Source organism: Flavobacterium procerum (genome assembly GCF_042431625.1).
Classification (GTDB): Bacteria; Bacteroidota; Bacteroidia; order Flavobacteriales; family Flavobacteriaceae; genus Flavobacterium; species Flavobacterium procerum.
Genome location: NZ_JBHLYW010000010.1, coordinates 68,770 through 82,055, shown reverse-complemented (window position 1 = coordinate 82,055; position 13,286 = coordinate 68,770). Strand labels below are relative to the sequence as shown.

11 protein-coding genes are annotated in these 13,286 nt (G+C 35.3%); 7 read left to right on the top strand and 4 right to left on the bottom strand.

The window, feature by feature from the left end:
• Positions 1-12: 12 nt before the first annotated feature.
• Together ACFFLS_RS14775 and ACFFLS_RS14770 are read right to left on the bottom strand one after the other, a co-directional pair.
• The gene (locus tag ACFFLS_RS14775) at positions 13-2,016 is read right to left on the bottom strand and encodes a TonB-dependent receptor plug domain-containing protein (RefSeq protein WP_379689494.1); all 2,004 of its coding nucleotides are present in this window, start codon (positions 2,014-2,016) and stop codon (positions 13-15) included.
• A 96-nt stretch (positions 2,017-2,112) separates the two neighbouring features.
• Positions 2,113-2,460, bottom strand: coding sequence for a winged helix-turn-helix domain-containing protein (locus tag ACFFLS_RS14770; RefSeq protein ID WP_379684725.1), 348 nt, complete (start codon positions 2,458-2,460; stop codon positions 2,113-2,115).
• A gap of 194 nt (positions 2,461-2,654) precedes the next feature.
• On the opposite strand from ACFFLS_RS14770, the gene ACFFLS_RS14765 reads away from it, so the two are divergent.
• Together ACFFLS_RS14765 and ACFFLS_RS14760 are read left to right on the top strand one after the other, a co-directional pair.
• Complete coding sequence (locus tag ACFFLS_RS14765; RefSeq protein WP_379684726.1) at positions 2,655-5,789, top strand: leucine--tRNA ligase; 3,135 nt, start codon at positions 2,655-2,657, stop codon at positions 5,787-5,789.
• Positions 5,790-6,178: 389 nt separating this feature from the next.
• Positions 6,179-8,353, top strand: a complete 2,175-nt coding sequence (locus ACFFLS_RS14760; RefSeq protein WP_379687911.1) for a TonB-dependent receptor — start codon at positions 6,179-6,181, stop codon at positions 8,351-8,353.
• Between the two features lie 44 nt (positions 8,354-8,397).
• Here ACFFLS_RS14760 and ACFFLS_RS14755 read toward each other — a convergent pair whose 3' ends face one another.
• A complete protein-coding gene (locus tag ACFFLS_RS14755) occupies positions 8,398-8,814 on the bottom strand; it encodes a Rieske (2Fe-2S) protein (RefSeq protein WP_379687909.1) in 417 nt (138 codons plus the stop codon).
• A 159-nt stretch (positions 8,815-8,973) separates the two neighbouring features.
• Here ACFFLS_RS14755 and greA point away from each other — a divergent pair, with 159 nt between their 5' ends.
• Both greA and ACFFLS_RS14745 read left to right on the top strand, forming a co-directional pair.
• Positions 8,974-9,450: a transcription elongation factor GreA gene (gene greA, locus ACFFLS_RS14750; RefSeq protein ID WP_091493555.1), complete on the top strand. Its 477-nt coding sequence runs from the start codon at positions 8,974-8,976 to the stop codon at positions 9,448-9,450.
• Between the two features lie 9 nt (positions 9,451-9,459).
• A complete protein-coding gene (locus ACFFLS_RS14745) occupies positions 9,460-9,849 on the top strand; it encodes an HIT family protein (RefSeq protein ID WP_379687908.1) in 390 nt (129 codons plus the stop codon).
• Between the two features lie 51 nt (positions 9,850-9,900).
• Here ACFFLS_RS14745 and ACFFLS_RS14740 read toward each other — a convergent pair whose 3' ends face one another.
• Positions 9,901-11,052: a sensor histidine kinase gene (locus tag ACFFLS_RS14740; RefSeq protein WP_379689492.1), complete on the bottom strand. Its 1,152-nt coding sequence runs from the start codon at positions 11,050-11,052 to the stop codon at positions 9,901-9,903.
• Positions 11,053-11,213: 161 nt separating this feature from the next.
• Here ACFFLS_RS14740 and ACFFLS_RS14735 point away from each other — a divergent pair, with 161 nt between their 5' ends.
• The 3 genes from ACFFLS_RS14735 (at position 11,214) to aat (ending at position 13,286) form a co-directional block, all read left to right on the top strand.
• Positions 11,214-12,089 carry a flavin reductase family protein gene (locus ACFFLS_RS14735; RefSeq protein ID WP_379689490.1) on the top strand — a complete coding sequence of 292 codons (876 nt, stop codon included), beginning with the start codon at positions 11,214-11,216 and terminating at the stop codon, positions 12,087-12,089.
• 30 nt (positions 12,090-12,119) lie between these two features.
• Positions 12,120-12,491, top strand: a complete 372-nt coding sequence (locus ACFFLS_RS14730) for a DUF3127 domain-containing protein (protein WP_379684730.1) — start codon at positions 12,120-12,122, stop codon at positions 12,489-12,491.
• A 156-nt stretch (positions 12,492-12,647) separates the two neighbouring features.
• On the top strand, positions 12,648-13,286 hold the full coding sequence (gene aat / locus ACFFLS_RS14725) for a leucyl/phenylalanyl-tRNA--protein transferase (RefSeq protein WP_379684731.1): 639 nt from the start codon (positions 12,648-12,650) through the stop codon (positions 13,284-13,286).

The following is a 13,286-nucleotide window of genomic DNA, read 5'->3' as shown; positions in this document are numbered from 1 at the left end:
TAAAGTTTGGAATTAGTTGAAGCTAAAAAAACGAAGCGTTACAAAAAAGTTACGACCTTCTTCTGGATATCCTTCTACAAGCCTATAATTTCTATCGAAGATATTGTTAATTCCGGCATCAAGGCTGAAATTTTTTGTGATTTTTCCAGAACCATAGAAATTTAAAAGCGTGTAATCTGGAACTCGAGCGCCATAACTTGTGCTGAAACGTGGCGAATTGAACTCAGAATTAGCAATTAAACGCAGTATTTTAATCGGACTGTATTCTAAAGTTCCCATAACTTTCGTATTCGGAACATCTGTAAAATGAATAGTTGGATTTGTAATGTTTTTTCTTTCGATATAAGTATAATTCAAATTTAGCGAAAGGTTTTCTAAAAGAGCATAATTCAATTGAGCTTCGATTCCTTTGTATTCTGCTTTACCAAAATTCTGCATTTGTGATTTCCCTGGTTCGATATTGCTTACGCTTAAAATAGCATCTGAAAGTTCGCTATAGAAAAGTGCTGTTTGAAAAGTTATTTTGTTGAAAAGATTGGCAGTATAATTCAATTCGTAATTAGTTGCTTTCTCAGGCTTCAAATCCGGATTCGGAATAGCAGTTCCCATTCTGTAAGAATAACGGTCTTTGATAGTCGCGAATCTCGTTTTCTGCGAAACCGTTGCGCCTAATTTTTGTTCCTCATTCAATTGATAAAATAAGCCAACCTGCGCATTAAAAGCATCACTTGCGCCTGCATCTGCAAAATCTGAAATTACTTTTGTAGTGCTGTTGTAATCTTCGGCTTCATTGTTTTTTCTGATATTGTAGCTAATGCCCGGAATTATCGTAAATTTTGAATTGACTTTATAAACGTCTTCTATTCCAATCAAAACGGTATTGTCTGTAAAATGACGAACTGGCTCGCCAAGATTGTTTTCGCGGTGAACATCTTCTTTAAAATGAAAAGCAATTTTTAAATCGTTTTTCGGAATTATTTTGGTGTTGTACTCCAGATTTCCTCCAAAAGTATAATCGTTGTAAATGCTTTCAAAGGCATAAGCTTTTGTTTGAGCCGAGTACGAAGCATCGTCATAACTTTCTAATGTGTTTTTGAATCGGTCAAAATACAATCTGGTTTTGAAACTGTTTTTATCATCAAAGGCAGAATTCGAAATAAAATAAAAACTTTCTTTGTCCCAATTAGGCCATTGCCAAAAGCGAGGCCTCAACAATAGTGAATTTTGCGTGTCGTAACCAGCATAAACCGGATTTCCTTTTTCGCCCTGTTGATTGATGTAGCCAATGGCGTATTCGCTTTTTTCATTCGGAGTCCAGCCAATTTTGAAACTTATTTTTTGATCTGTTCGGTACGAATTATCTCTTTGTCCGCCATTTTCATTGACAGTCGGAACAAAATTCGAAGACATTCTTGTCGAATTTCTGTCTAAATACGAAAATCCGCCTTGAAAATAGAATTTGCCTAAGTTCGAACCGATATTTACATTTCCTCGATAACCGTTTTCGTTAATCATTCCTAAAGACCCATCGTATTCTAGTTTTTTGGAAGGTTTTCTCGAAACAAGATTAATGGCGCCTCCAAGCGAATTCGGTCCGTAGAGAACGGATGAAAATCCTTTTGAAACATCAATCGCCGCCAAATCAAAAGTAGTAAATCTCGCCAAATCAACATAACCGTCGTACGGTACATAAACCGGAATTCCGTCCATATAAACCGGAACTTGTCTTAAATCGAAACCACGAACAGAAACCATAGACTCGTTTCGTGGTCCAGAAGCCGTCAAACTTACTCCTGGAAGCATATTTAATGCCCTCGAAACATCCATTTTGTTTTGAGATTCCATGCTTTTTGAGGTTATTCTATTTAAAGTATCCTTATTTTGATGATTGGTAATGATGACTTCTCCAAGATTAAAGACATTTGAGTTTTTTAAGGAATCTGTTGGTTTTGAATTGTTTTGCTGTGAAAATCCGATGAGCGGAAAGAGCAGGAATGACAAAAAATTTAGTTTCATAAATTGCGATGTTTTCAGTATGTTTTAAAATGAATACTGCTGGTTGAAAAAATAGGTTTTGGTTAATTAATTTTTTTTTTGAATGTTTGGATTTTATTAAAATTTCAGATTTTGAGTTTCTTTTTGAGCGAATTCCTTAATGCGTTTTTCAACTTCATAAAAAATAGCAATAGCTTTTTCTCCAGCTTCGGTTAATCGGGCACCGCCACCGCCTTTTCCGCCTAGAAGTTTTTCTACTAATGGAGATTCTGCACGCCGATTCATTTCCTCAACCAATTGCCAAGCCTGACGATATGCCATTTTCATTTCTTTTGCAGCATTGGTAATCGATCCAGTCTTCCTTATATTTTCAAGAAGCCAGATTTTTCCAATTCCCAAAAAAGGTCCTTCGGTTTCTTCAATCCAAACGCGTACTTCTATAGTATAGTTCTTATTTTCTGTCATTAATTTCAGTATAAATAAGTATTTTTAATTGCAATAATACGTATTTTTACTTAATGTGTAATACGTAATTTGTTATTTTATTTGTTTGGCAATGAAATAGCTTTGCTACAATGCGCAATAAATGTAAATTTGCGCCATAATTTAAAGAGCTAAAGCTTTGTAACTTTGTCTCTTTGCAACTTTGAACCTTTAAGATGAAATACAATCCAAACGAAATTGAAGCCAAATGGCAAAAATATTGGGCAGAAAATCAAACTTTTGCAGCAAAAAACAACTCTGAAAAGCCGAAGCATTATGTTCTCGACATGTTTCCTTATCCGTCTGGAGCGGGATTACACGTAGGGCATCCGCTGGGTTATATAGCTTCAGATGTGTATTCTCGTTTCAAAAGACATCAAGGTTTTAATGTTTTGCATCCAATGGGTTACGATAGTTTCGGATTGCCAGCAGAACAATATGCGATTCAGACTGGACAACGTCCAGAAGATACAACACGTGTAAATATTGACGGTGGAGTAGACAAAGAAGGAAAACAAATTGCAGGATACAGAAAACAATTAGATAAAATCGGATTCTCTTTTGATTGGGCACGTGAGGTTCGTACCTCAAATCCAGATTATTACAAACATACACAATGGATTTTTATCCAGTTGTTCAATTCATGGTACAATAAAACGACAGATAAAGCTGAAGATATTTCGACTTTAGTTGCTGTTTTCGAAAAAGAAGGAAATGCAAATGTAAATGCAGTTTCAGACGATAATATTGTTGTTTTTTCGTCAAGCGAATGGAATGCATTTTCTAAAGACGAGCAAGAAAAAATCCTTTTGCAATATAGATTGACGTATTTGGCAGAAACCGAAGTAAACTGGTGCCCTGGTTTGGGAACAGTTTTGGCAAATGACGAAATCGTAAACGGAGTTTCTGAAAGAGGCGGATTTCCAGTTATTCGTAAAAAAATGACGCAGTGGAGCATGCGAATTTCTGCCTATGCAGAACGTTTGCTTAACGGTTTAAATGATATTGATTGGAGTGAATCAATCAAAGAATCACAAAGAAACTGGATTGGAAAATCGGTAGGCGCAATGGTTAAGTTTAAAGTCAAAGACGCTGAACTTATAACTAATAACTCAGAACTTTTTATTGAAGTTTTCACCACTCGTCCTGATACTATTTTCGGCGTTACTTTTATGACCTTGGCGCCAGAGCACGATTTGGTGGCTAAAATTACAACTCCAGAACAAAAAGCAACAGTTGAAGCCTATATCGAAAAAACGTCAAAACGTTCTGAGCGTGAGCGTATGGCCGATGTAAAAACCATTTCTGGAGTATTTACAGGAGCTTATGCAGAACATCCATTCACAAAAGAACCAATTCCGGTTTGGATTGGAGATTATGTTTTGGCTGGTTATGGAACTGGAGCGGTTATGGCGGTTCCTTGTGGAGACGAAAGAGATTACGCTTTTGCTAATTTCTTTAAAGGTCAAAACGGAATGCAGGAAATCAAAAACATTTTCGCAAATGTTGATATTTCTGAAGCTGCTTACGGATCAAAAGACAACGTTGAAATCGCTAATTCTGATTTCTTAAACGGATTAGATTATAAAAAAGGAACGCAGAAAGCGATTGAAAAATTGGAAGAAATCGGTCAAGGAAAAGGTAAAACAAATTACCGTTTGCGTGATGCTGTTTTCTCTCGTCAGCGTTATTGGGGTGAACCGTTCCCGGTTTATTACGTGAATGGACTTCCGAAAATGATTGACGCTCAACATTTGCCAATTATTTTGCCAGAAGTAGAGAAATATTTGCCAACTGAAGACGGTTTGCCTCCATTAGGAAACGCAGCAGTTTGGGCTTGGGACAGTGTGAAATGTTCAGTGGTTAGTACTCAGTTGATTGACAATGTAACTATTTTTCCTTTAGAATTGAACACCATGCCAGGTTGGGCAGGAAGTTCATGGTATTGGATGCGTTATATGGACGCACACAACGAAAATGAATTTGCAAGTAAAGAGGCATTAGCTTACTGGGAAAGTGTAGATTTATATATTGGAGGAAGCGAACACGCAACCGGCCACTTATTGTATTCTCGTTTCTGGAACAAATTCTTAAAAGACAAAGGTTTTGCTCCAACAGAAGAACCATTCAAAAAACTGATTAATCAGGGAATGATTTTGGGGACGAGTGCGTTTGTTTATAGATTGGTAGTTACAAGTGTTGTAGGAGGTAGAAATGAATTTGGGCAAGATACAGTTGGAGATAATCTTTATGGAAAAACAACATTTATAAGTTCAAAATATTATAAAGAATTTATTAAATATAAAAGAAGTTCCAATCTTAATAGCGATTTTAATATTTCATTTAATAGAGGTAGTGATATTATTTTAAATGGAGAAAAGAATGATGTATTAACTGAACTTTCAAATTTGCTATTTGAAAAAACAACAAATAACACAACGGGAATAACTATTTATGGAGATTCATTTGATATTTTAGATATTAACGATTTACATGTTGATGTTTCAATAGTAAATTCGTCAGATGAATTAGATATAAGCGCATTTATAAATCATCCGTTGAATTCAGATTATGAGGATGCTGAATTTGTTTTAGAAAACGGAAAATACATCGTTGGTCGCGAAGTCGAAAAAATGTCGAAATCGAAATACAATGTTGTAACTCCAGATGATATCTGCGCAGAATACGGAGCAGATACTTTACGTTTATACGAAATGTTCTTAGGTCCGTTAGAGCAAGCAAAACCTTGGAATACTGCGGGGATTTCTGGTGTATTTGGTTTCTTGAAAAAATTATGGAGATTGTATTTTGATGATAATGGTTTAATTGTAAACAACGACGAACCAACAAAAGACAACTTGAAATCATTGCATAAAACCATCAAAAAAGTGGCTGATGATATTGAGAATTTCTCTTTTAATACTTCAGTTTCTCAGTTTATGATTTGTGTAAATGAATTGTCTTCTCAAAACTGTCATTCAAGAGCGATTTTAGAACCTTTAGCTATTTTGGTTTCGCCTTATGCACCGCATATCGCTGAAGAATTATGGTCACAGTTAGGGCATACAACTTCAATTTCTGAAGTTGCTTTCCCAATTTTTGAAGAAAAACACTTAGTTGAAACTAATAAAGAATACCCAGTTTCTTTCAACGGAAAAATGCGTTTCACAATCGAATTGCCTTTGGATTTAACGGCAGCACAAATCGAAGAAATCGTAATGAAAGACGAAAGAACACAAAAACAATTAGACGGCAGAACGCCAAATAAAGTGATTATTGTTCCTGGAAAAATTATCAATTTGGTTGGTTAACCAAATAAATTCCAATATTTTAAATCCCAAATTCCAATTCTGTTGGGGTTTGGGATTTTTTTATTTTTTCTGTTAAGATTCGAGTGATAGCGAACAGGTGAAGCAATTCACGAATAAATTAAAGGAAATTCGTGAATTCCTGGCGGAAATCAAATTGGGATTTTTTTAAAAGTATTTCATGAATTCGTGGCGGAAATTAAGTACATTTGCGCTGTCTCAAAGGGGTGCTCTAAATAACGAGCTGAGATCATACCCAAAGAACCTGAGCGAGTAATGTTGCTAAGGGAAAAAACGACAATTGTTAGCGTGCACTATATTTTGTCGTAAGAAACACATTTATTAATTTAACAAAAAGAATAATTCCCCCTTTTATTCGTAAATTTTTACGAATGAAAACTATTTTTCAAGGTACTTTTAAAGGTACAAAGTTACAAAGCCACAAAGGCTCAAAGATTGAAAATCTCTGTAGAACCAAATCTATTTTCTTTCTTCTATTTTCTTTCTTCTATTCTATTTTTTCTTTTGCACAGCAACAAGATTCTACCAAAGTCAATTCTCTAGATGAGGTTTTGGTTTCGGCAGTTCGTGTTACTTCAAAAACGCCTGTGAGTTTCAGTAATATGGACAAAAAAGAAATTAAGTACAGAAATCTTGGTCAGGACATTCCTGTTTTGATGAATTATCTTCCTTCAGTAGTGACTACAACTGATGCCGGAGCTGGAATTGGCTATACAGGAATACGCGTCCGCGGAAGCGATGCAACTCGTGTAAACGTAACGATTAACGGAATTCCGTACAACGATTCTGAAAGTCAAGGAACATTTTGGGTAAATATGCCCGATTTTGCTTCGTCTGTAGAAAGTCTGCAGTTACAGCGCGGTGTTGGAACTTCAACAAATGGAGCCGGAGCTTTTGGTGCGAGCTTAAATATGCTGACAGACAGTTATGCCAGTAAAGCAACAGGCGAAATTTCGAGTTCAGCTGGATCATTCAACAGTTTAAAAAATACGGTAAAATTCAGCACAGGTCTTTTAAATGATCATTTTGAAATTGCAGGACGTTTGTCTGCAATGAAATCGGACGGATATGTAGACAGAGCAAGTTCTGACTTGAAATCGTATTTTCTTCAAGGAACTTATGTTGGAAAAACAACTTTGATTAAAGCTTTGGTTTTTGGAGGAACTCAAAAGACCTATCAATCTTGGAACGGTATTGATGCAGAAATGCTAAACGAAAACCGCAGATACAATTCGGCTGGTAAATACACAGACGAGTTTGGAAATACACGTTATTACGATAACGAAACCGATAATTACAATCAAGATCATTATCAGTTGCATTGGAGTGAATCTATTTCTGAGAAATGGAGTACCAATCTTGCTTTTCATTATACAAAAGGAAAAGGATATTTTGAGAATTATAAAGAAGATGCCGACATGGCAGAATATAATCTTAGTCCGGTTGGAGTCGTTACCGAAACCGATTTGATTCGTCAGAAATGGTTGGATAATGATTTTTACGGAACTACTTTTTCTGCTAAATACACAACAGAAAAGCTGAATGTGATTATAGGCGGCGGCTGGAATAAATACGAAGGAGATCATTTTGGAAAAGTAATCTGGGCAAGATACGCTTCCCAATCTGAATTAGGAGATCATTATTATGACGATTATTCTGCAAAAACCGACGGGAATGTTTTCGCAAAAGCGAATTACCAACTGATAGAAAAGTTAAGTTTTTATGGCGATTTACAATACCGAAGAGTAACATATAAAGCCAATAGCGCCGATACAGGTTTGGTAGACGATGAATTTAATTTCTTTAATCCGAAGGCTGGTCTGAATTTCGAAATCAATAAAAAAAACACTTTGTACTTTTCTTATGCCCGCGCCAATCGTGAGCCAAACAGAACTGATTATGAAGGAGGAAACGTAAAACCAGAAAAATTAAACGATTTTGAATTAGGATGGAGATTTAATTCGGAGAAAGTGCAATTGAATTCTAATTTCTATTACATGAGATACAAAGATCAGCTGATTCTGACAGGAACATTAGACGATGTTGGAAACCCAATTCGTTCGAATACCGATAAAAGTTATCGTTTAGGTTTTGAATTTGATGCGACAATTGCGCTTTCAGAAAAATTCATTCTGAGACCAAACTTCACTTTGAGTAGTAATAAAAATGTTGATTTAGCAGTTGAAGGACAATTTTATGGAACAACAAAAATTGCCTATTCTCCTGAAGTTATTGCCGGAAATATTATTGTTTACAAGCCAATAGAAGGACTTTATCTTTCGTTGTTGCAAAAATACGTTGGCGAACAATACATGAACAATATTGAGCTTCCGGCGGCAAAATTGGCCGATTATTTTGTAAATGATTTTAATGCTTCTTACGAAATTAAGCCAAACTCAATCTTTAAATCAATTACGATTACCGCTTTGGTCAATAATATCTTTGATAAGAAATATGTATCAAACGGAGCGATGTGGGATGTTTATCCATACTATTATCCTCAGGCAGGAACTAACTTTTTGGTTGGTTTGAGTTTGAAGTTTTAAGGAATAAAAAAAGCCTGAAAGTTTAAATTTTCAGGCTTTTTTAGTTAATTATAAACATGAACCACAGTTCCAGAGACTTCGACCCTGTATTGTTTCATTGGGTATTCTTGGCCTCCAAGTCCGGTATATAAATTATAAGAAGTTTTATCACAAGAACAAACAGCATAAATTCCGTCGATAGTCATGGCGGTGCAGGAATTAAAAGCTTGGTTCGGGCATGCAGCATCAAAGGCATTATAAGTTCCTTCTCCGGTTTTCATCACAATGATTCCTTTTGCTCCATAACCTGTCACAAAAACCGGACTGCTTACATACTTTAGATTGTTGTAAGTAGGCAGATTGCTGTCCAGATAAGCATTTACAGAATAATTCGGGATATTCGGATTGTTGTTGTTTCTGTTATTGTCGCTGCAAGAGAATAAAACAGCCGTAAACGCGATAAAGAGCCAGATTTTTTTCATTATTTGAAATAAGGATTAGTGAAACAAAAATAATTTATTTAGATTTGAATTTTACATATGATTAACATATAATTATGTACTATAAAAAATTATAGTATATTTGTGGTAAGAAAATCCCGTCGCGATGGGATTTTTTGTATTTATATAAACGATGAAGTTATGAGTAAAGTATCTTATTATACAGCAGAAGGATTAAAAAAATTAAAAGATGAATTGGAGCATTTAAAAAGCGTAATGCGTCCAAAAGCATCTCAAGATATTGCCGATGCAAGAGATAAAGGAGATTTGTCTGAAAATGCAGAATATGATGCGGCAAAAGAAGCACAGGGTTTATTGGAAATGAGAATTTCTAAACTGGAAGAAGTATATGCAAATGCGAGATTAATAGACGAGTCTCAATTGGACGTTTCTAAAGTTTTGGTTTTGTCGAATGTGAAAATCAAAAACCAAAGCAACGGAATGGAGATGAAATATACACTTGTAGCTGAAAGTGAAGCCGATTTAAAAACCGGAAAAATATCTGTAACCTCTCCAATCGGAAAAGGCTTATTAGGAAAATCTGTCGGAGAAGTAGCTGAAATTACAGTTCCTAATGGAGTTTTGAAATTTGAAATTCTTGAAATTACAAGAGACTAAAATAGTACTATGAGCTCAATATTTACCAAAATAGTAAACGGCGAAATTCCTTGTTATAAAATTGCTGAAGATGATAACTATTTAGCTTTTTTAGACGTAAATCCAAACGCTAAAGGACATACGCTTTGTATTCCGAAACAAGAAATCGATAAGATTTTTGATATGGATGAAGAATTGTATCTAGGTCTGATGAAGTTTTCTAAAAAAGTAGCAGCAGCCTTAGAAAAAACAGTTCCATGTAAAAGAGTCGGAATTGCAGTTGTAGGTCTCGAAGTGCCTCACGCACACGTACATTTGATTCCGCTAAACGAAATGGATGAAATGCGTTTCATAAACAAGGTTTCGCTTTCAAAAGAAGAATTCGAAGCTTTGGCGAAAGAAATACATTCGAATTTATAAAATAACTGGTTAGGAATTAACCGGACAAAAACTAAAGTGCAGTAAAGAAATTTACTGCACTTTTTTGTTGAGCATAATCTGAAACGTAGTTCCCTTACCGATTTCTGATTGCAATACTTTTATTTTTCCGTTGTGATATTCTTCTACAATTCTTTTAGTCAAAGAAAGTCCGAGACCCCAGCCACGTTTCTTGGTCGTATAACCCGGCTCAAATATCGTTTTGAATTGTTTTTTAGGAATTCCGGTTCCCGAATCCTTGATGTTGATTTTTATATGTTGTGCATCCTGTTCGATTTTTAATTCTAGACTTCCTTTTCCTTTCATCGCATCAATTGCATTTTTAACTAGATTTTCGATAGTCCAGCTGTGCAGCGTCGGATTTATTAAAGACAAGATTGGTTCCTGAGGAGCTTGGTATGAAAATGCAATCTGTTTAGAAAAACGAGATTGCAGATATTGGTAACTGTTCAATGTTTCGGTTACAATATCATGCGGTTCCAGAACAGGAATAGAACCAATTTTAGAGAAACGATCGGTTATGGTTTGCAAGCGTTCAATATCTTTTTCTATTTCTGCTGTGATGGACTGCTCAATATTTTCAGTTTTTAAGATTTCAACCCATCCTATTAAAGAAGACAAAGGTGTTCCGATCTGATGTGCGGTTTCTTTTGCCATACCAGCCCAGAGTTTGTTTTGGGTAGCCATTTTGGTGCTTTTGTAAAAATTGTAGATTAATGCAATGCATAAAAACACAATTAACAATAACGCAATCGGATAATATTTTAGTTTGTTGAGCAGAGCAGAGTTTCCGTAGTACAACGTTTGGTATTTTCCGGGAGCATATTCAAAAGTAATCGGCTCATTCTCGCTTTTTAGTTTTTTCAAGAAAATATCTCTTTTTTTCTTGTTGTTGAGAATTTCATCTGGTACGTTTTTGGCACTTACTACTTTATCAAACAATATTACAATGGCGGGAATTGAGGTATTGTTGTCAATTATCTGAAGCGGAAGTTCTACATCGGTATTTTCGTCAGCGTTTACAATTGTAATTTGTGCATTCACAAAAAGGTTCATCTTAAGACGTTCTTCGTTTTTAAAGATTAGGAAGAAATTATAAGTATTCCAGAGAATCAGTGAAATGATTAAAAAGCAGACCGAAATAATAATCCAGCGGGTTGTATTTGTTCTTTCAGAAAAAGACATATCTATTGTTTTGAGGTATAAATATAACGAAATATACACATTTAATATTTTGACCGACTTTAAAAGATTTAAGTTTTTATGCGCTAAACTATTTCTAAACCTTAAACGATTTCTATACTTTTGCATGTACTGAAATGAGATTCAGCTTAAACTAAAAAAGTATGATTAGTATTAACCCAAAAGAAATCCCAACGGCTCAATTACAGGGATATCTGCAGAGTGCCGTAGGACCGAGGCCCATAGCTTTTGCTAGTACAATAAGCGAAAAAGGAATTCCGAATTTATCGCCTTTCAGCTTTTTTAATGTGTTTAGTGCCAACCCACCGATTTTGGTTTTTTCGCCTGCGCGCCGTGTTCGCGATAATACCATCAAACATACTTTGATAAACGCAGAAGCAACACGTGAAGTCGTAATAAATGTTGTTAATTTTGATTTAGTGCAACAGACTTCTTTGGCCAGTACAGAATATGGAGATGGCGTAAATGAGTTTATAAAAGCTGGATTGACACAAATTCCGTCAGATTTTGTAAAACCTTATCGCGTAAAAGAATCTCCGGTTCAGTTTGAATGCAAAGTGACGCAAATTATTCCGCTTGGTGATGAAGGCGGTGCTGGAAACCTGATTTTATGCGAAGTGGTAAAAATTCATATTCATGAATCTATTTTAGATGAAAAAGGAGCAATCGATCAGCATAAAATCGATTTAGTGTCAAGACTCGGAAACAACTGGTATTCAAGATCGAACCAAGGACTGTTTGAAGTCGCAAAACCCTTGACAACACTAGGAGTAGGAGTAGACGCTATTCCAAATTTCATTAAAGAAAGCGCAGTTTTTAACGGAAATGATTTAGGTAAATTAGGCAATATAGAAGCCTTGCCTACGACAAAAGAAGTTACTATATTTGTGAAGGAAAATTTCTCGGTCAAGGCAGTTTTAAGTTCCGACGATCAGGAGAAAATTCATTTAGAAGCCAAGAAATACCTCGATAAAGAAGATGTTGAGTCGGCATGGAAAGTGCTTTTAGCTAAAAGATAGAAATAGAAACAATTATAAATAAAGACGAAGATGGAAGTTATAGGAAAAGTAAAAGTGGTGAATCCAGAGCAGCAAGTAAGTGCCTCATTCAAAAAGAGAGAATTGGTAGTTACAACGGAAGAGCAGTATCCACAACATATTTTAATCGAATTTACACAAGACAAGTGTGATTTGCTAAGCAGCTATAAACAAGGAGAAGCAGTAAAAGTTTCTATCAATTTAAGAGGAAGAGAATGGGTTAATCCTCAAGGAGAAACTCGTTATTTTAATAGTATTCAAGGTTGGAGAATCGAGAGAATGGCTGCAGAATCACCTTCTCAAGCACCACCAATGCCTTCAGCAGAAACTTTTGCTCCTGCAACAAGCATAAACGAAGACGAACCAGACGATTTACCGTTCTAAAAAAAGGTTTAAATTCCAATAATATTAAATTCCAAATTCCAATTCATTCACTTGATTTTGGGATTTGGAATTTTTTATTTGATTCCGAAAGCTGTCGGGATTGGAATTTGGAATTTAAAATACTGGAATTTTAAGTAATTATTGAAATTTTAAAGAATGTATTATTTATTTAAAGATTTATTTTTTCCTCCAGTCACAGAAGCCGATGAAGAAGGTATTTTGGCAATTGGCGGTGACCTGAGTCCAGAACGTTTACAACTGGCTTATAAAAGCGGTATTTTTCCGTGGTTTAATGAAGGAGAGCCAATTCTCTGGTGGGCGCCAGATCCTAGAATGGTCTTGTTTTTTGACGAATTGGTGATTTCCAAAAGCATGAAGAAAATCCTCAACAAAAAGATTTTTAAGGTTACCTTTAATAAGAGTTTCAAAGAAGTAATTTCAAATTGCCAAAAAATCAAAAGAGAAGGGCAGGACGGAACCTGGATTTCAGATGAAATGATTGAAGCGTATTGTAAACTCAACGAAGAGGGAATGGCAAAATCTGTAGAAGTATGGCAGGATGAAGTGCTGGTCGGCGGTTTATACGGGATTGATTTAGGTAATGTTTTCTGTGGCGAAAGTATGTTTTCTAAAGTTTCAAATGCATCTAAAACAGCTTTTATTGCTTTAGCTTTGTATCTAAAAAAAGAGAATTACAAATTATTGGATTGCCAAGTTTACAATCCGCATTTGGAAAGTTTAGGTTGCAGAGAAATTGACCGTGAAGATTTTATGTCTATTTTAAAAAGTAAATAA

What these genes read in the sequence shown, in the direction of transcription:
- ACFFLS_RS14775 (WP_379689494.1), bottom strand. Translation starts at nt 2,016, where the DNA reads ATGAAACTAAATTTTTTGTCATTCCTGCTCTTTCCGCTCATCGGATTT.
- ACFFLS_RS14770 (WP_379684725.1), bottom strand. Translation starts at nt 2,460, where the DNA reads ATGACAGAAAATAAGAACTATACTATAGAAGTACGCGTTTGGATTGAA.
- ACFFLS_RS14765 (WP_379684726.1), top strand. Translation starts at nt 2,655, where the DNA reads ATGAAATACAATCCAAACGAAATTGAAGCCAAATGGCAAAAATATTGG.
- ACFFLS_RS14760 (WP_379687911.1), top strand. Translation starts at nt 6,179, where the DNA reads ATGAAAACTATTTTTCAAGGTACTTTTAAAGGTACAAAGTTACAAAGC.
- ACFFLS_RS14755 (WP_379687909.1), bottom strand. Translation starts at nt 8,814, where the DNA reads ATGAAAAAAATCTGGCTCTTTATCGCGTTTACGGCTGTTTTATTCTCT.
- greA (WP_091493555.1), top strand. Translation starts at nt 8,974, where the DNA reads ATGAGTAAAGTATCTTATTATACAGCAGAAGGATTAAAAAAATTAAAA.
- ACFFLS_RS14745 (WP_379687908.1), top strand. Translation starts at nt 9,460, where the DNA reads ATGAGCTCAATATTTACCAAAATAGTAAACGGCGAAATTCCTTGTTAT.
- ACFFLS_RS14740 (WP_379689492.1), bottom strand. Translation starts at nt 11,052, where the DNA reads ATGTCTTTTTCTGAAAGAACAAATACAACCCGCTGGATTATTATTTCG.
- ACFFLS_RS14735 (WP_379689490.1), top strand. Translation starts at nt 11,214, where the DNA reads ATGATTAGTATTAACCCAAAAGAAATCCCAACGGCTCAATTACAGGGA.
- ACFFLS_RS14730 (WP_379684730.1), top strand. Translation starts at nt 12,120, where the DNA reads ATGGAAGTTATAGGAAAAGTAAAAGTGGTGAATCCAGAGCAGCAAGTA.
- aat (WP_379684731.1), top strand. Translation starts at nt 12,648, where the DNA reads ATGTATTATTTATTTAAAGATTTATTTTTTCCTCCAGTCACAGAAGCC.